Origin of the sequence: Streptomyces sp. Y1, assembly GCF_041053115.1 — a bacterium.
Taxonomy (GTDB): domain Bacteria; phylum Actinomycetota; class Actinomycetes; order Streptomycetales; family Streptomycetaceae; genus Kitasatospora; species Kitasatospora rubellomurina.
Genome location: NZ_CP163445.1, coordinates 3,148,479 through 3,164,736, shown reverse-complemented (window position 1 = coordinate 3,164,736; position 16,258 = coordinate 3,148,479). Strand labels below are relative to the sequence as shown.

General features: G+C 73.9%; 14 protein-coding genes and 1 tRNA gene. 11 read left to right on the top strand and 4 right to left on the bottom strand.

Annotation, left to right across the window (positions count from 1 at the left end; all coding sequences use genetic code 11):
- Nucleotides 1–55: 55 nt before the first annotated feature.
- Complete coding sequence (locus AB2U05_RS13115; RefSeq protein ID WP_369183272.1) at nucleotides 56–1,060, bottom strand: acyl-CoA desaturase; 1,005 nt, start codon at nucleotides 1,058–1,060, stop codon at nucleotides 56–58.
- A 337-nt stretch (nucleotides 1,061–1,397) separates the two neighbouring features.
- Between AB2U05_RS13115 and AB2U05_RS13110 the strand changes: the two genes are divergently transcribed.
- The 8 genes from AB2U05_RS13110 to AB2U05_RS13075 all read left to right on the top strand — a co-directional run bounded on the left by AB2U05_RS13110 (nucleotide 1,398) and on the right by AB2U05_RS13075 (nucleotide 7,944).
- Nucleotides 1,398–1,471: transfer RNA gene (locus AB2U05_RS13110), tRNA-Gln, on the top strand.
- A 149-nt stretch (nucleotides 1,472–1,620) separates the two neighbouring features.
- Entirely contained in the window at nucleotides 1,621–3,087 is a 1,467-nt protein-coding gene (gene glmU / locus AB2U05_RS13105) for a bifunctional UDP-N-acetylglucosamine diphosphorylase/glucosamine-1-phosphate N-acetyltransferase GlmU (protein ID WP_369183271.1), read from the top strand.
- Nucleotides 3,088–3,288: 201 nt separating this feature from the next.
- Nucleotides 3,289–4,266: a ribose-phosphate diphosphokinase gene (locus AB2U05_RS13100; protein WP_045704133.1), complete on the top strand. Its 978-nt coding sequence runs from the start codon at nucleotides 3,289–3,291 to the stop codon at nucleotides 4,264–4,266.
- A 313-nt stretch (nucleotides 4,267–4,579) separates the two neighbouring features.
- Nucleotides 4,580–5,167, top strand: a complete 588-nt coding sequence (locus AB2U05_RS13095; RefSeq protein ID WP_045704132.1) for a 50S ribosomal protein L25/general stress protein Ctc — start codon at nucleotides 4,580–4,582, stop codon at nucleotides 5,165–5,167.
- Nucleotides 5,168–5,275: 108 nt separating this feature from the next.
- On the top strand, nucleotides 5,276–5,854 hold the full coding sequence (pth, locus tag AB2U05_RS13090) for an aminoacyl-tRNA hydrolase (RefSeq protein WP_045704130.1): 579 nt from the start codon (nucleotides 5,276–5,278) through the stop codon (nucleotides 5,852–5,854).
- Nucleotides 5,855–6,041: 187 nt separating this feature from the next.
- Nucleotides 6,042–6,365 carry a hypothetical protein gene (locus AB2U05_RS13085; RefSeq protein WP_157882270.1) on the top strand — a complete coding sequence of 108 codons (324 nt, stop codon included), beginning with the start codon at nucleotides 6,042–6,044 and terminating at the stop codon, nucleotides 6,363–6,365.
- 114 nt (nucleotides 6,366–6,479) lie between these two features.
- Nucleotides 6,480–7,001: a SigE family RNA polymerase sigma factor gene (locus AB2U05_RS13080; protein ID WP_045704126.1), complete on the top strand. Its 522-nt coding sequence runs from the start codon at nucleotides 6,480–6,482 to the stop codon at nucleotides 6,999–7,001.
- Nucleotides 6,991–7,944 (top strand): hypothetical protein, encoded by a 954-nt coding sequence (locus AB2U05_RS13075; RefSeq protein ID WP_052707730.1) that lies wholly within the window; start codon nucleotides 6,991–6,993, stop codon nucleotides 7,942–7,944. Before AB2U05_RS13080 ends, AB2U05_RS13075 begins: the two co-directional genes overlap by 11 nt.
- A gap of 82 nt (nucleotides 7,945–8,026) precedes the next feature.
- Here AB2U05_RS13075 and ppc read toward each other — a convergent pair whose 3' ends face one another.
- A complete protein-coding gene (gene ppc, locus AB2U05_RS13070) occupies nucleotides 8,027–10,840 on the bottom strand; it encodes a phosphoenolpyruvate carboxylase (protein WP_045704124.1) in 2,814 nt (937 codons plus the stop codon).
- 282 nt (nucleotides 10,841–11,122) lie between these two features.
- Here ppc and AB2U05_RS13065 point away from each other — a divergent pair, with 282 nt between their 5' ends.
- The gene (locus AB2U05_RS13065) at nucleotides 11,123–12,418 is read left to right on the top strand and encodes a sensor histidine kinase (RefSeq protein WP_045704122.1); all 1,296 of its coding nucleotides are present in this window, start codon (nucleotides 11,123–11,125) and stop codon (nucleotides 12,416–12,418) included.
- Here AB2U05_RS13065 and AB2U05_RS13060 read toward each other — a convergent pair whose 3' ends face one another.
- On the bottom strand, nucleotides 12,419–12,949 hold the full coding sequence (locus AB2U05_RS13060; protein WP_045710787.1) for an SUKH-3 domain-containing protein: 531 nt from the start codon (nucleotides 12,947–12,949) through the stop codon (nucleotides 12,419–12,421). It lies immediately after the preceding gene.
- 90 nt (nucleotides 12,950–13,039) lie between these two features.
- Nucleotides 13,040–13,501, bottom strand: coding sequence for a YwqJ-related putative deaminase (locus tag AB2U05_RS13055; protein WP_045710786.1), 462 nt, complete (start codon nucleotides 13,499–13,501; stop codon nucleotides 13,040–13,042).
- Between the two features lie 365 nt (nucleotides 13,502–13,866).
- Between AB2U05_RS13055 and AB2U05_RS13050 the strand changes: the two genes are divergently transcribed.
- Nucleotides 13,867–15,099, top strand: a complete 1,233-nt coding sequence (locus tag AB2U05_RS13050) for a Gfo/Idh/MocA family protein (protein ID WP_369183270.1) — start codon at nucleotides 13,867–13,869, stop codon at nucleotides 15,097–15,099.
- On the top strand, nucleotides 15,096–16,241 hold the full coding sequence (locus AB2U05_RS13045; RefSeq protein WP_369183269.1) for a DegT/DnrJ/EryC1/StrS family aminotransferase: 1,146 nt from the start codon (nucleotides 15,096–15,098) through the stop codon (nucleotides 16,239–16,241). The genes AB2U05_RS13050 and AB2U05_RS13045 overlap by 4 nt, the downstream gene beginning before the upstream one ends.
- Nucleotides 16,242–16,258: the final 17 nt, after the last annotated feature.

The following is a 16,258-nucleotide window of genomic DNA, read 5'->3' as shown; positions in this document are numbered from 1 at the left end:
CCTGTGCTGTCTGCGCTGCTCCCGTTCACCCCTACATCATGCTGGAAGCGCCGCCTCATGCGGCGCGGCGGGCGGCGATCCGCTGAGCGTCCGGCCACCGGACGTCCCGGACCCAGCCGGCCAGCTCGAACCAGCGGATCAGCCGGGCCGAGGAGTCGATCTGTCCGCGCAGGACCCCGTGCCGGGCCGCGGTCGGGTCGGCGTGGTGCAGGTTGTGCCAGGACTCGCCGCAGGACAGCACGGCCAGCCACCAGACGTTGCCGGAGCGGTCCCGGGAGCGGAACGGGCGCCGGCCGACCGCGTGGCAGATCGAGTTGATCGACCAGGTGACGTGGTGCAGCAGCGCGACCCGGACCAGCGAGCCCCAGAAGAAGGCGGACAGCGCGCCCTGCCACGAGAGCGTCACCAGGCCGCCGACCAGCGGGGGCAGCAGCAGGGAGATCAGGGTCCAGAGCCAGAACAGCCGGGAGATCCGCCTTATGGCCGGGTCCCGGACCAGGTCGGGGGCGTACTTGAGCTGCGAGGTCTGCTCCTCGTCGAACAACCAGCCCATGTGCGCCCACCACAGGCCCTTCATCAGCGCCGGGACGCTCTCGCCGTAGCGCCACGGGGAGTGCGGGTCGCCCTCCTTGTCGCTGAACCGGTGGTGCCGGCGGTGGTCCGCCACCCAGCGCACCAGCGGGCCCTCGACGGCCAGGCTGCCGGCGATCGCCAGGGCGAGCCTGATCGGGCGGGAGGCCTTGAACGCGCCGTGGGTGAAGTAGCGGTGGTAGCCCACGGTGACACCGTGGCAGGTGAGGAAGTACATGACGACGGCGATCGCGACGTCCGTCCACCCCAGCCCGTGCCCCCAGGCCACCGGGACGGCGGCCAGCAGGGCGGCGAACGGCACGAGGATGAACAGCAGGAGCGCGATCCGCTCGGCCTGGCCCTGCCGCTCCCCGCCGCGGGTGGCGGACAGCTGGGTGGCGGCGTCGGCGGCCGGATCGGCGGCGGTGTCGGCGGGTGGGGTGGGGGACGCGGCGTTCCCCGCGCGCGTCTCGCCTGCCTGGATGGTCATGGGCGTCCCTTTGCGGCGTCCCGGTACGGGAGAGGAGCGGAGGCTACGTCGGCGTAACCTACGGCATCGTAGGTTGCGCTCCGTCGCCAGGGGAACACACCGCCGCGCGGCGCTTGAGTGAATTCACCCGACTGGATGGATGAACCCGGGGCCCGTCCGGTGAGCGGGCCGGTCGCACCCGATCGGGGGACGGGCCGCCGCAGGCCCCTCGCCGCGCGCCCCGCGACCACGGCCGGGAGCGGCGGGGGCGGTTGGCGACAGGTGGTAGATGTGAGCCGCGCCAACCCGTAGTCTTGGGCGAGCGCGCCGCCGGGAGTCCTGCGAGCGGGGTGCGCGGTCCCGGATCGTCTAAGGGCAGGACAGCTGGTTTTGGTCCAGCTTATGGGGGTTCGAATCCTCCTCCGGGAGCCATCCGAACGGCCAGGGGCGGACATCCGCGGGCCGAGGCCCCGGCGTTCCCGCAGGTAGCCTCGCACTATCCTCGAACGGCCAGGGCATCTGTGCGGATCCGCGCCCCTGGCCGCTCTGCCCTCGCTGTGAACCTACTGAGGAGCCTCCCCTTGGGTGCCAAGTCGCTTGCCGCCGTTGTCGTGCTCGCCGCCGGTGGCGGGACCCGGATGAAGTCGAACAAGCTGCCCAAGGTGCTGCACGAGGTGTGCGGACGCTCCCTGGTGGGCCACGCCGTCTCGGCGGCCGGTGAACTGACCCCCGGTCACCTCGTGGTGGTCGTCGGGCACCAGCGCGAGCAGGTCGTCGAGCACCTGGCCGCGCACCACCCGGCCGCGCGTCCGGTGGTGCAGGAGGAGCAGAAGGGCACCGGGCACGCCGTGCGGACGGCGCTGGAGGCACTGGCCGCGGACGGCGTGACGCTGGACGGCACCGTGATCGTCACCGCCGGGGACTCCCCGCTGCTCACCGGCGAGACCCTGCACCGGCTGGCGACCTCGCACGAGGCGCAGCAGAACGGCGTCACCGTGCTGACCGCCGTCGTCCCCGAGCCGTTCGGCTACGGCCGGATCCTGCGGGACGAGGACGGCGCCGTCGCCGCGATCGTCGAGGAGCGGGACGCCAGCGACACCCAGCGCACCATCGCCGAGATCAACTCGGGCGTCTTCGCCTTCGACGCCAAGCTGCTCGCCGAGGCGCTGGCCGAGCTGACCACGGACAACTCGCAGGGCGAGGAGTACCTGACCGACACCCTGGCGATCCTGCGCACGGCCGGCCACCGGGTGGGCGCCGTGGTGGCCGAGGACCACCGCGACATCCTGGGCATCAACGACCGGGTGCAGCTGGCGCAGGCCCGTCGGCTGCTGAACGACCGCCTGCTGGAGCGGGCGATGCGCGCGGGCGTCACCGTGGTGGACCCGGCGACCACCTGGTTCGACGTGCAGGTGACCTTCGAGCCGGACGCCGTGGTGCTGCCGAACACCCAGCTGCACGGCGCCACCCACCTGGGCGAGGGCTGCGAGGTGGGCCCGAACTCGACCCTGACCGACACCCTGGTCGGCGCCGGCGCCCGTGTGAGCAACACCACGGCCGAGCGCGCCGAGATCGGCGAGCTCGCCGTCACCGGCCCGTACGCCTACCTGCGGCCGGGGGCGAAGCTGGCCCGCAAGGCGAAGGTCGGCACCTACGTCGAGGTGAAGAACTCCGAGCTGGGCGAGGGCGCCAAGGTGCCGCACCTCTCCTACATCGGGGACGCCACCATCGGCGAGGGCACCAACGTCGGCGCCGCCTCGGTCACCGTGAACTACGACGGCGTGCGCAAGCACCGCACGGTCATCGGCGCGCACTGCCGGACCGGCTCGGACAACATGTTCATCGCCCCGGTCACGGTCGGTGACGGCGCCTACACCGCGGCGGGCTCGGTGATCACCTCCGACGTCCCGCCGGGCGCGCTCGGCGTGAGCCGGGCGCAGCAGCGCAACATCGAGGGCTGGGTGGAGCGCAAGCGTCCCGGGACCGCGTCGGCGCAGGCCGCGCAGGCCGCGACCGACGGTGCGGCGCAGGGTGCGGCGCAGGCCTGACGGGACGGGCGGGAATCCTGGGGGCGGTCCCGGGGCGGACGGTTTCTGCGCGGGCGCGTAACCTGGGGGACATACGTGCGCCACTGGGCTTACCGCCCGTGTCCAGGCGTACCGACAATTCCCCGATCCCTGTCGCGTGCGGGCTGCGCCTGCCCGGGCGGGGTGCGGGGTTCAGCGTCCGCAACGCGAGGAGACGGTGCAGTGAGCGGGATCACGACGTCGGGTGAGAAGAAGCTCAAGCTCTTCTCCGGCCGTGCCCACCCGGAGCTGGCGAAGGAGGTTGCCGAGGCGCTGGGGACCGAGCTGGTTCCGACCAAGGCCCTCGACTTCGCCAACGGCGAGATCTACGTCCGCTTCCTGGAGTCGGCGCGCGGCGCGGACTGCTTCGTGATGCAGAGCCACACGGCTCCCATCAACCAGTGGATCATGGAGCAGCTGATCATGATCGATGCTCTGAAGCGGGCCTCCGCCCGGAGCATCACCGCGATCCTGCCGTTCTACGGGTACGCCCGCCAGGACAAGAAGCACCTGGGCCGCGAGCCCATCTCCGCCCGCCTGATCGCCGACCTGCTGCGCCAGGCCGGTGCCGACCGCCTGATGGCCGTGGACCTGCACACCGCGCAGATCCAGGGCTTCTTCGACGGCCCGGTGGACCACCTGTTCGCGCTGCCGCTGCTGGCCGACTACATCGGCGAGAAGGTGGACCGCTCCAAGCTGACCGTCGTCTCGCCGGACGCCGGCCGCGTGAAGGTGGCCGACCAGTGGTGCGACCGGCTGGACGCCCCGCTGGCGATCATCCACAAGCGCCGCGACATGACCCAGGCCAACACCATCCTGTCGGCCGAGGTCGTCGGTGACGTCAAGGGCCGGGTCTGCGTCCTGGTCGACGACATGATCGACACCGCCGGCACCATCTGCGCCGCGGCCGACGCGCTGTTCGAGAACGGCGCGGCGGACGTCGTCGTGGCCGCGACCCACGGCGTGCTCTCCGGCCCGGCCGCGGACCGGCTGAAGAACTCGCGGGTGAGCGAGTTCGTGTTCACCAACACGCTGCCCACCCCGGCGGAGCTCCAGCTGGACAAGATCACCACGCTGTCGATCGCCCCGTCGATCGCGGCCGCGATCCGCGAGGTGTTCGAGGAGGGCTCGGTCACCAGCCTGTTCGAGGGCGTGCACTGAGCCGATCGGCGCCCGCCCCGGCGGGCGTGCACTGACGAGGGCCCCGCGGCGGCCCCGGTCCGGACGGGCCGGGGCCGCCGCCGATTTCGCGGGAGGGCCCCGGTGCGGTTAGACTCGTGAAACTGCTCGGCGAGGGATGCCGTGTGCCCGCTGGACGGGCGCCCGCTCCGTGATCGACGCGCTGCCGGTAGCGGATTCCGTCCGCCGGCAGAGGCCGTTGCCGCCGAGTGACCCCCGAACGTACTGAGGGTGTGGTCCCGGCGGTTTTTCGCGTTGCCTGCACCCCCGCGCCATTTTCACGAGGAGTGCAGTCGTGTCCGAGATCCGCCTTGCCGCCGAGACCCGTACCGAGTTCGGCAAGGGTGCCGCCCGTCGCGCCCGTCGCGCCGGCTTCGTCCCCGGTGTCGTCTACGGCCACGGCCACGCCCCGGTTCACCTGAACCTGCCGGCCCACGACCTGATGATGGCCCTGAAGACCCCGAACGCCCTGCTGGTCGTGCCGATCGAGGGCAAGGACGAGTACGTCCTGCCGAAGGCCGTCCAGCGCGAGGCCATCAAGCGCGACATCGAGCACGTCGACCTGCTGCTGGTCAAGCGTGGCGAGAAGGTCACCGTCGAGGTTCCGGTCCACACCGAGGGCGAGCTGGCCCCGGGCGGCAACCTGCTGGAGCACGTCCTGCAGGCCCTGCCGATCGAGGCCGAGGCCACCCACCTGCCCGAGGCCGTCACCGTCTCCGTCGCCGGCCTGGAGGCCGGTGCCTCGGTGCACGCCAAGGACATCGTCCTGCCGGCCGGCGTCTCGCTGGCCGTCGACGCCGACGCCGTCGTCCTGCAGGTCATCGCCGCCCAGGCCGCCCCGGCCGAGGACGAGGCCGCCGAGGCCGAGGGCGCCGAGGCCTGAGCCTCGTAGCACCACGTAGCTGAAGGCCGCTGCCCCGGTCGCTCCCGCTGGAGCGGCCGGGGCAGCGGTGTGTCCGGGATGATGGCGTCGAGCGCGAAGGAGTGAAGGATGGCGGACGAGTACGAGGGCCCCTGGCTGGTGGTGGGGCTGGGCAACCCGGGCGAGCAGTACGCCCGGAACCGGCACAACATCGGCTTCATGGTGGTCGACCTGCTGGCGCAGCGGATCGGCGCCAAGTTCAAGGCGCACAAGAGCCGGGCGCAGGTGGCCGAGGGGCGGCTGGCGGGCCGGCGGGTGGTGCTGGCCAAGCCGATGTCCTTCATGAACCTCTCCGGCGGGCCGGTGACGGCGCTGCGGGACTTCTACAAGGTGCCGGCCTCGGCGCTGATCGCCGTCCACGACGAGCTGGACATCGACTACGCGGCGCTGCGGCTGAAGCTGGGCGGCGGGGACAACGGCCACAACGGGCTGAAGTCGATCACCAAGTCGCTCGGCCCGGACTACTACCGGGTGCGCTGCGGGATCGGCCGGCCGCCGGGCCGGATGGAGGTCGCGGACTTCGTGCTGAAGGACTTCTCCTCGACCGAGCGCAAGGAGCTGGAGTGGTTCGTGGACCGCTCGGCGGACGCGGTGGAGGCGCTGCTGTCCGAGGGCCTGGAGCGGGCGCAGGGCACGTACAACTCCTGACGAGCCGTCACGGGCGGGCCCGGCGGCGGGATGTGCGGCGTACTGCGCGGCGTACTGAGCGGCGTACTGAGCGGCGTACGCAACGGTCGTACAACGCTTGCCCGCCCACACCTGAATCCGTGTGAGAACCCTGTGGGCGATCGGATAGCGTCGCCCTGGTACGCGAACGGGTCCTGGGGAGTTCTCGATGCGGAGATTGCGTCCGGTCCGCCGGCTTCGGCGGCGCCGGGTGGTCCGGCTGGTGCAGCTCGGGCGACGGGTCGGCACGGCCGGCGCGCTGGGGGTGGCGGGAGCGCTGCTGTCGGGCGGCGCGATGGCGCACGCCGACCCGGTCGCGGAGCCGGACCCGGCGGTCACCCCGGAGCCCGCGGCGGCGCAGTTCGCGCCGGTGCTCGGTGACTCGATGGGGCCGGACGCGGGGCTGCTCGCGGTCGGCGGCGGCCTGCTGGTGTCGGCCGGCGGTGCCGCGCTGTGGCTGCGGCGCAGGCGCGCGGGGGAGCCCGCGGAGTAGGAACGTGGGACGGAAGGGGCCGGTGCTCTCGGTGAGCGCCGGCCCTTCGTGTTGGTCTGAAAATCCGTCGTTCGGTTTGTCATCCGTTTTCGACGGGCGGTGCGTCCTGTGGGTATGAAGCGTGATGCGGTGGCCCCCGGGGGCGTCGGCGGGGACCCGTTCGACGAGTTCGTCGCGGCGCGGTACCACGCACTGCTGCGCGGGGCCTTCCTGATCACCGGGGACCTGCACGACGCCAGGGACCTGCTGCACGACGCGCTGACCCGGGTGTACCCGAAGCGCTTCGCCATCCGGGACCCGCAGGCGGCCGAGGGGTACGTGCGGACCGCGATGGTCCGCACGCACGTCTCCCGCTGGCGGCGGACCCGGCGGGAGGTGCTGACCTCCGAACTGCCGGACGCCCCGCAGGACCCGGCGGACGCCGGGGACGAGCGGCTCGCGGAGGCGCTGCGGGCGCTGCCGAAGCGTCAGCGGGCCGCCGTGGTGCTGCGCTACTACGTGGACCTCCCGGTCGCACGGGTGGCGGAGGAGCTGGGCTGCTCGCTGCCGACCGCCAAGACGCACCTGGCCAGGGCCGTCAAGGCGCTTCGCCAGGAACTGGCTGGGGAGAGGGAGTTGGTCGCACATGGCCACTGAGGGCGACACCGGCGGGGCATCGGGGCAGTTCGAGCGGGAGCTGGTCGTCCGGCTGGGCGCGCGGGCGGACGGGGTGACCGGCGGCGCCGTGCCGCTGGCCGGGCTGAGGAAGGCGGGCGCGCGCCGGGCGCGGCGTCGGGCTGCCGTACGGGGGTCGGCGGTCGTCGTGGTGCTGGCGGTCGGGATGGGCGGACTGGCCCAACTCGGCGGGGGCGGCGGGTCGGAGACGGCGATGGTGGCACCGGCGAGCCCGTCCGCCTCCGCCTCCCCGTCCGCTTCTCCGACCGGGGCTCCGTCCGGCTCGCCGTCCGGAAGCTCCACGGGCTTCCGCACCGGGCCGCCGTGGACTCCACCACCGGTGTCGGACCTCCCCGGCAGCCCCGTCGCCTCCTGCGACCCCGCGAAGAGCGACGGCACGGGGGACTTCTGGATCGACGCCCAGTGGCACGGGTCGTCCTCCTGGCGGGAGTTCGCCGAGGCGCCGTTCCCGACCCCCGGGGTGCCGCGCACGGCGCAGGAGACGATCGCCCCGCACGAGGCGGCCAAGGCCGTCGACGAGCTCGGGGCCAAGCAGTTCGCGGACCGCTACCTCGGCTTCTGCTGGGACCCGGGCGCGCAGACGCTCCACGTCAAGCGCGTCCCCGGGGACGGCGGCTTCGACGAGGCGGTGCGGGCGGCGGTCCGGCCGTGGCCGGCCACCAGGCTGGTGTTCGAGGACGCGGAGCACTCGTTCGCCGAGCTGCGGGCCGTCACCGAGAAGGCCAGGGCGGACGCCGCCTACTGGAAGTCCCAGAACGTCGAGAGCTGGCACTGGCGGCTGCTCGACGGCGGCGCCGGGGTGAAGGTCGTCTGGCCGGGCTACCTCCGGGACCGGATGCCGCAGCTGACGGCGGAGTTCAAGCGGCGGTACGGGCCGCTGCTGGTGGACGGGGTCCCGCTGTAGGAGCGGCCCCGGAAGAAGCTCGAAGGGGCCGTTGTCCATCCGGGGGGATGGACAACGGCCCCTTCGCCGTTCGTGCCGTCCGTCAGCCGGTGTTGCGCAGGCCGGCGGCGATGCCGTTGACGGTGAGGAGCAGGGCGCGGGCGCGCAGCGGGTCCTCGTGGCCGCCGGCGGCGACCTCCTCGCGCTGGCGGCGCAGCAGCGCGACCTGCAGGTAGGAGATCGGGTCGAGGTAGGCGTCGCGGACGGTGAAGGTCTGCTTCAGCACCGGGTTGTGTTCGAGCAGTTCGCTCTCGCCGGTGAGCCGCAGCACCTCGCGCAGGGTGAGCTCGTGCTCGGCGACGATCTGGTCGAAGATGTGCCGCAGGTCGGCGGGCACCAGCTGCTCGACGTAGTGGCGGGCGATCCGCAGGTCGGTCTTGGCCAGCGTCATGGCGACGTTGGACAGGAAGTTGCGGAAGAAGTGCCACTGCCCGTACATCTCGTCCAGGACGTCGCCGAGGCCGGCCGCGCGGGCGGCGGCGAGGCCGGAGCCGACGCCGTACCAGCCGGGGACGATCTGGCGGGACTGCGTCCAGCCGAAGACCCACGGGATGGCCCGCAGGCCGTCCAGGCCGGCGCCGGAGTCGGGGCGGCGGGACGGGCGGGAGCCGAGGTGCAGCGAGGCGAGCTGGTCGACGGGGGTGGAGGCGAAGAAGTACTTCGGCAGGTCCTCCTGGTCGACCAGGGCGCGGTAGGCGGTGTGGGCGGCCTCGGAGACCTGGTCCATCGCGGCGTCCCAGCGGGCCAGTTCCTCGGGGGCCTGGCGCGGCGAGGTGTGCAGCGCGGAGGCGGCGAGGGTGGCGGAGAGGGTCAGCTCCAGGTTCTCCCGGGCGAGGGAGGGGAGCAGGTACTTGTCGGAGATGACCTCGCCCTGCTCGGTGACCTTGATCTCGCCCTCCAGGGTGCCCCAGGGCTGGGCCAGGATGGCCTCGTGCGAGGGGCCGCCGCCGCGGCCGACGGTGCCGCCGCGGCCGTGGAACAGGCGCAGCCGGATGCCGTAGCGGTGGGCGACGTCGCGCAGCCGGCGCTGGGCGCGGTGGATCTCCCACTGGGAGGTGGTGATGCCGCCGAACTTGGAGGAGTCGGAGTAGCCGAGCATGACCTCCTGGACGTCGCCGCGCAGCGAGACGAGCAGCCGGTAGGAGGGGTCGGAGAGCATCTCGTCGAGGATGCGGTCGGCCTGCTGGAGTTCGTCGGTGGTCTCCAGCAGCGGCACGATGCCGATCTTGGCGATCCCGGCGTGCAGGTCGATCAGGCCGGCCTCGCGGGCCAGCACGGTGGCGGCGAAGACGTCGTCGGCGCCCTGGCACATCGAGATGATGTAGCTCTCGACGATCTCGTCGCCGAAGCGCTCGAAGCCCTCGCGGATGGTGTTGAAGACGCCGAGGGTCTTGGTGCCGGCCTCGTCCAGCGGGGCCGGGGTGGGGGCGAGCGGGCGGCGCGAGCGCAGCTCCTTGGCGAGCAGCTTCTGCCGGTACTCGCGGGGCATGTCGGCGTAGCGCCAGGCCTCTTCGCCGAGGCGGTCGAAGAGCTGGCCGAGGGCGTGGTGGTGGGCCTCGGCGTGCTCGCGGACGTCCATGGTCGCGAGCTGGAGGCCGAAGGCCTCGACGGTGTTGATGGCGCGGGCGAGGCGGCCGTCGGCGATGAGTTCGCCGCGGTGGGCGCGCAGCGAGTCCTGGATCAGCCGCAGGTCGGCGACCAGCTCGCGGGTGCCGAGGTAGTCGCGGCCCTCGACGTGCGGGGTGCCGCCGGCCAGCCGCTCGCGGGTGTTCTCCAGCTTGAGCCGGACGCAGGTGGCCTTGAGGCGGTACGGCTCCTCGGCGTTCATCCGCTTGTAGCGGGGGCTGAGTTCGGGGAGCCGGTGCAGGTCGGTGTTGAGCGAGGCGAGCAGTTCGACGGAGGCGCCGGCCAGCCGCTCGGAGGTGGAGAGGGTGTTGCGCAGGTCGTCGACGGCGGCGAGGGCGTCCTTGATGCCGTACTCGTGCTGGAGGTTGAGGACGTCCCAGGTGACCTGCGGGGTGACGTTGGGGTTGCCGTCGCGGTCGCCGCCGATCCAGGTGCCGAAGGTGAGCGGGCGCACCCCCGGGGGCAGGTCGAGGCCGACCCGGGAGAGCTCCTCGTGCAGCTCCTCCAGGACCTCGGGGACGGCCTCGCGGTACAGCTCGTCCAGGTAGTAGACGGCGTTGCGGGCCTCGTCGGTGGGCTCGGGGCGGGCGATGCGCAGCTCGTCGGTCTGCCAGAGCAGGTCGATGACCTCGGCGAGGCGGCGGTCGGCCGAGCGCCGGGCGCTGCTGGTGCGCGCCGGGTCGGCGGCGGCCAGGCCGGAGGTGATCTCCTCGCGGTGGATGCGGTCCAGGAGTTCGCCGATCCGGCGCAGCTTGTTGAGCACGCTGCGGCGGGCGGCCTCGGTGGGGTGCGCGGTGAAGACCGGACGGACCGACAGGTGGGCCAGGGTGTCCTGGAGGTGCTTGGGGTCGGCGTCGGCGAGCTGGTCCGCGACCTGGGCGAGCCGGGAGCCCTCGCGGGCGCGGCGGGTGGCGAACTCGCGGCCGCGGTGCACCTGCTCGGTGACGTTGGCGAGGTGGAAGTAGGTGGAGAAGGCGCGCACGAGCCGGGCGGCGGTCTCCAGGTCGATGTCGGAGAGGAGTTCGGCGGTGGCCTCGCCGTTGGTGCGGCTGAGCAGGCGGACCTGTTCCACCAGGCCCAGCAGCTGGGGGCCCTCCTGGCGGACCAGCGTCTCGCCGAGCAGGTCGCCGAGGCGGCGGATGTCCGCGCGCAGTGCTGCGTTGTCTTCTTCCGAGCCGGCGGCTCCGACTGAGGTGGTGCTGTCCGCCTGGTTGGGGACCGGAGCGGTCACGGCTGGCTCCCTGTGGTGGTGGGGTTCGGCAACGGCTCATCGTCACAGGTCCACGCGCAGAGTGGCGGGTGTGACGCGTGCGGACCGCGCTGTCCGACGCGACCAGCATAGGTGTCGGGGCGGTCGCTGTCCGCGAGGTGGCCGGATGGCGGACAGCGCGACCGGAACGGCTTGTGGTATGGACCACTTGAGGTGCGCGGGAGGTGTGACGGGTGGTTCCGGTGGGAAGGGTGGGAGGCCTTGCCCGGCGGTGCCCGAGGGGCACGCTCTAGGCTGTGGGGCATGAGCAAGTCGCCTGGGGAGCGCGCGCCGGTCAACCCGTTCTGGTGGTGGAAGCGGCCGCGCAGCGCCTTCCTGGACATCGGACTGGCGCTGCTGGCCGCGCTGGAGTGCGCGGTCAGCACGGTCGCCTTCCTGAGCGCCCGGGTGGACCTGTCCGCCGCGGGCACGGCCGCGGTCGCGGTGGTCGGCACGCTGGCGGGCGGCTCGCTGGTGCTGCGCCGGCGGTGGCCGGCCGTTCCGGTGCTGGTGACCCTGGCGGTGCTGCCCGGGATGCTCGGGGTGCTGCTGCTGGTGGTGTCGCTGTACACGCTGGCGGAGACCTGGGAGTGGCCCTCGCGGCGCCGGCGGCTGGTGTCGCTGTCGGTGCTGGCCTTCGCCGAGGCGGTCGCCGTGATGATGGTGTCGATGCTGACGCCCGGCGACACGGCGGTGGAGCAGCCGGCCCTGTGGGTCCAGGTGCTGGTGGCCGTGCTGGTGGCGGTCGGGCTCACCGTCCCGCCGGTGGTGACCGGCCTGTACGTGGGGGCGCGGCGGCGGCTGATCGAGTCGCTCAAGGACCGCGCGCACGGCCTGGAGACCGAGCTGGACCTGCTGGCCGAGCAGGCCCGGGAGCGCGCCCGCCGGGCCCGGCTGGAGGAGCGGACCAGGATCGCCCGGGAGATGCACGACGTGGTGGCGCACCGGGTGTCGCTGATGGTGGTGCACGCCGGGGCGCTGGAGCGGATCGTCGCCAAGGACCCGGCGAAGGCCGCGCAGAGCGCCAAGCTGATGGGCGAGGTGGGCCGGCAGGCGCTGAACGAACTGCGCGAGATCCTCGGCGTGCTGCGGATGGACGAGGACCGCCACCAGCCGGAGCCGGACTCGCTGGCCGGGCTGCCCCGGCTGGTGGACCAGTCCCGGGCGGCCGGGATGGCGGTGACGCTGACGGTCAGCGGCAGCCGGCAGGAGTTCACCGGCGAGGCCGAGCAGACCGCCTACCGGGTCGTCCAGGAGGGGCTGACCAACGCGCACAAGCACGCGGGCGGCGCACAGGTGTCCGTCCTGCTCGCGTACGCGCCGAACGGCGTGCGGGTGAGCGTGGTGAACGCCTGCCCGGGCGCGGAGTTGGGGGCGGCGAAGCTGCCCAGCGGCGGCAACGGGCTGGTCGGCATGCGGGAGCGGGTGATCGCGCTGGGCGGCACCTTCTCGGCCGGGCCGGAGGCGGACGGCGGGTTCCGGGTGGAGGCGGTGCTGCCGTCCCGGCTGGCCGTCCGGGCGGACCGGCTCGGGCGGCCGGGGCCGGGCGCGGCGCCCTAGTCAGGCGTCGTACCCGTCGGCGGTGCGCAGCCGTTCCGGGGCGGTGCCCTGCACCAGGGTGGTGATCGCCTGGTCGATGCCGTGGCCGAGGAACCACTCGCCGGTGTGGTCCAGGCCGTAGACCCGGCCCTCCTCGTCGATGGCCAGCAATGACTGCCCGTGCGCCTCCTCGCCGAGCGGGGCGAGCCGGGTGCCGAGCGCCCGGCCGAGGTCGGACAGGGTGCGCGGCAGGTGCAGTCCGCACAGCGGGTCGAGCAGGAACGGGCTGCGGGCCAGCTGGCGGCCGGGCCCGACCAGGTCGAAGGCGAGGCCGCCGAACTCGGCCCAGGCCTCGACCGCCGCCGGGAACACCGTGTGCCCCGGGCCGGTCGGACCGCCGTGCCCGACCAGGGTGTCGGCCCACTCCTCGGCCTGCCGGATCTCCCAGCGGCCGGGGTGCCAGCCGGCCGCCTTCAGTTCGGCGGCGACCTGGGCGGGGAAGCGTGGGCGGGTCCGCCCGAGCCCGGCCGGGGACGCAGTGGCCGGGGACAGGGTGGCCGGTGGGGGCGGGGGCGGGCTGGGCGGATTCAGGACGGGCTCCGGGGTTCGGGGACAGGGGGCGTACGGCCGCGGGCGGTCGGGTCAGTGCGCGGGCGGACCGACCACGACGCTCAGGACGGTGAAGTGCTCCAGCATCGGCGTGCAGGAGCGGCACGGTGGGGCGTGGGTGCCGTGCGCCGGGTCGCCCTCCTCGCGGATGCGCACGGTCGTCATCCGCGCGCCCTTCAGCGCCTTGCGCGCCTCCTGGACCGTCATCGGCTTGCGGGCGGCGCGCTTGGAGCGCTTGCCGTCCACCGAGAGCAGGTACCGGGAGAGCAGGACGGCCTCCGGGCAGCGGCCGGTGAACCGCTCGCGGGCCTCGACGGGCAGCGCGTCCAGGAAGTCGCGGACCAGCGGGTGCAGGACGGGAAGGCGCTCGTCCTTGTCGCCGGCCAGGGTGTGCACGTCACCGGCCTTGAGCGACAGCGCGGCGGCGACGGCGGGCAGCAGACTGTCGCGGAGGTGGCGCAGCACGGGCGGGCCCGCCGGCTCACCGGTGGTCATCCGTCCTCTCCCTCCTCGTTCCTGTCGGTTCGGTTCCCGTTGGTCCGGCCCCCGCTGGTCTGGGGCCGACCGTTCCGGGGCAAGCCTGTCAAACGACACCGACAACCGCACAACCGGGGTGCTGGGCGACCCGGTGCGGCCGGGCGCTCACCCGATGCTGGCCGAATCCGCACACCGCCGTCATGACTTGTCCGTCGATTTCCGGAAAACGACCCCGGGCGCGGGCCGCGGCCGGTACCGTTCCGGCAGCGGGCCGCGGCCCCCGCGGGGGCCGACTCCGGTGCCCGCGCCGGACGTTGGGGCCGCCGGGGGCGGGGCTGGGTCGTCCGGCCCGCCCCCGGCGCCGGAGCGAGGGGGCCCGAGCGATGACGTGGAAGCCGTCCCAGGCCGAGACCGCCAACCAGGCACCCGGGGGCCACGTGCCGACCCCGGGCGCCCCGCCGCAGCCGGTGCCGGAACGCCCGGTCGGGCTGGCCGTGGTCGGCGCCGGCTACTGGGGCCCGAAACTGGTGCGCAACGCCCAGCACACCCCGGCGCTGCGGCTGCACTGGCTGTGCGACCTGGACGAGGCCAAGGCCCGTGCCGTGCTGGGGGAGTACAGCACCGTCCGGGCCACCGGCGACTACCGCGAGGTGCTGGCCGACGACCGGGTCGGGGCCGTCGCGGTGGCCACCCCGGCCGGCGCGCACTACCGGCTGGTCCGGGCCGCGCTGGAGGCCGGCAAGCACGTGCTGGTGGAGAAGCCGATCACCACCTCCGCCGCCGAGGCCGCCGAACTCGTCGACCTGGCCGAGCGGGCCGGGCTGGTGCTGATGTGCGACCACACCTTCTGCTACACCCCGGTGGTGCGCCGGATCCGCGAGCTGGTGCACGGCAGGGAGATCGGCGACGTGCAGTTCTTCGACTCGGTGCGGATCAACCTCGGCCTGGTCCAGCCGGACGTGGACGTGCTGTGGGACCTCGCCCCGCACGACCTGTCGATCCTGGACTTCGTGCTGCCGCCCGGCGTCGAACCGGTCGGGGTGTCCGCCCAGGGCGCCGACCCGATCGGGGCCGGCCGCGCCTGCGTCGCGTACCTGACGCTGCGGCTCAGCAACGGCGCGCTGGCGCACTGCCACGTCAACTGGCTCTCCCCGACCAAGGTCCGCACCACGCTCATCGGCGGCTCCCGGCGCACCCTGGTCTGGGACGACCTCAACCCGCAGGCCCGCCTCGCCGTGCACGACCGGGGCGTGGACCTCACCCCGCCCGACGAACTGACCGACGCGATCCGGCACCGGGCGCTGATCTCCTACCGGGTCGGCGAGATGGTCGCGCCCGCGCTGGTCGAGCAGGAGGCGCTGCGCAACGTGATGGCCGAGTTCGCCGCCGCCATCCTGGAGGGCCGGGCGCCGCTGACCGACGGCCGGGCCGGGGTGCGGGTGCTGCGGCTGCTGGAGGCCGCCTCGCTCAGCCTCGAACTCGGCGGCGCCACCGTCCCGGTGGGGGCCGCGGCCGGGGCGGCCGAAGCGGTTGCGGCGGCCGGAGCGGTTGCGGCGGCCGGAGCCGTCGAGGCGGCCGGAGCCGTCGAGGCGGACGACCGGGCGGCGGCCCGGTGAGCGCCCCCGACCGGGCGGGCATCCCCTTGGTGGACCTGGCCGCCGCGCACGCCGAGGTCGCGGCCGAGGTGCGGGCGGGCTTCGACCGGGTGCTGGCCAGTGGCGCCTTCGTCCAGGGCCCCGAAGTGGCCGCGTTCGAGCGGGAGTACGCGGGGTTCACCGGCGTCCGGCACTGCGTGGGCGCCGCCAACGGCACCGACGCCCTCGAACTCGCCCTGCGCGCCCTCGACCTGCCGCCCGGCGGCGGCGTGGTGCTACCCGCCAACACCTTCGTCGCCACCGCCGAGGCCGTCCAGCGGGCCGGGCTGCGGCCGGTGCCGGTCGACGTCGACCCGGAGCACCTGCTGATCGACCCGGACCGGGCCGCCGCCGCGCTGCCCGCCGCGGTGGCGCTGCTGCCCGTCCACCTGTTCGGCCAACTCGCGCCGATGGGGCCGCTGTTGGAGGTGGCGGACGGCCGGCCGGTGGTCGAGGACGCGGCCCAGTCCCAGGGCGCCCGGCAGCACGGCCGCACGGCGTACGGGCGGATCGCGGCCACCAGCTTCTACCCGGGCAAGAACCTCGGCGCCTACGGTGACGCCGGGGCCGTGCTCACCGACGACCCCGAACTGGCCGACGCCGTCCGGCGGATCGGCGACCACGGCGCACGCGGGAAGTACCGGCACGAACGGTTCGGCTTCAACTCCCGGATGGACGCCCTGCAGGCCGTCGTGCTGCGCGCCAAACTGCGCCGGCTGCCCGCCTGGAACGCCGCCCGCCGCGCCGCCGCCGACCGCTACCACGCGCTGCTGCGCCCACTGGCCGACGCCGGGGTGCTCACCCTGCCGGGCACCGCGCCCGGCAACGAGCACGTCCGGCACCTCTACCCGGTGCGGATCGCCCCCGGAAGGGGCCGGGACGCCGTCCTCGCCGCGCTGCACGCCGCCGGGATCGGCGCCGGGGTGCACTACCCGGTGCCGGTCCACCTGCAGCCCGCCTTCGCCCACCTCGGCCACCGCGCCGGGTCGTTCCCCGTCGCCGAGCGCGCCGCCCGCGAACTGCTCAGCCTGCCGCTGCACCCGCACCTCACCGAGGGGCAGCAGACGCGGGTCGTGGAGGAGTTGCGGCGGGCGCTGGGTGCGGGGGTTCGGTCCCCGGAATGACCCCCTAGGCTGGTGCC

Bases quoted from the DNA above. Each gene is read 5' to 3' on its own strand.
- AB2U05_RS13115 (WP_369183272.1), bottom strand. From the start codon at position 1,060: ATGACCATCCAGGCAGGCGAGACGCGCGCGGGGAACGCCGCGTCCCCC.
- pth (WP_045704130.1), top strand. From the start codon at position 5,276: ATGGCGGACGAGTACGAGGGCCCCTGGCTGGTGGTGGGGCTGGGCAAC.
- AB2U05_RS13085 (WP_157882270.1), top strand. From the start codon at position 6,042: ATGCGGAGATTGCGTCCGGTCCGCCGGCTTCGGCGGCGCCGGGTGGTC.
- AB2U05_RS13080 (WP_045704126.1), top strand. From the start codon at position 6,480: ATGAAGCGTGATGCGGTGGCCCCCGGGGGCGTCGGCGGGGACCCGTTC.
- AB2U05_RS13075 (WP_052707730.1), top strand. From the start codon at position 6,991: ATGGCCACTGAGGGCGACACCGGCGGGGCATCGGGGCAGTTCGAGCGG.
- AB2U05_RS13065 (WP_045704122.1), top strand. From the start codon at position 11,123: ATGAGCAAGTCGCCTGGGGAGCGCGCGCCGGTCAACCCGTTCTGGTGG.
- AB2U05_RS13055 (WP_045710786.1), bottom strand. From the start codon at position 13,501: ATGACCACCGGTGAGCCGGCGGGCCCGCCCGTGCTGCGCCACCTCCGC.
- AB2U05_RS13050 (WP_369183270.1), top strand. From the start codon at position 13,867: ATGACGTGGAAGCCGTCCCAGGCCGAGACCGCCAACCAGGCACCCGGG.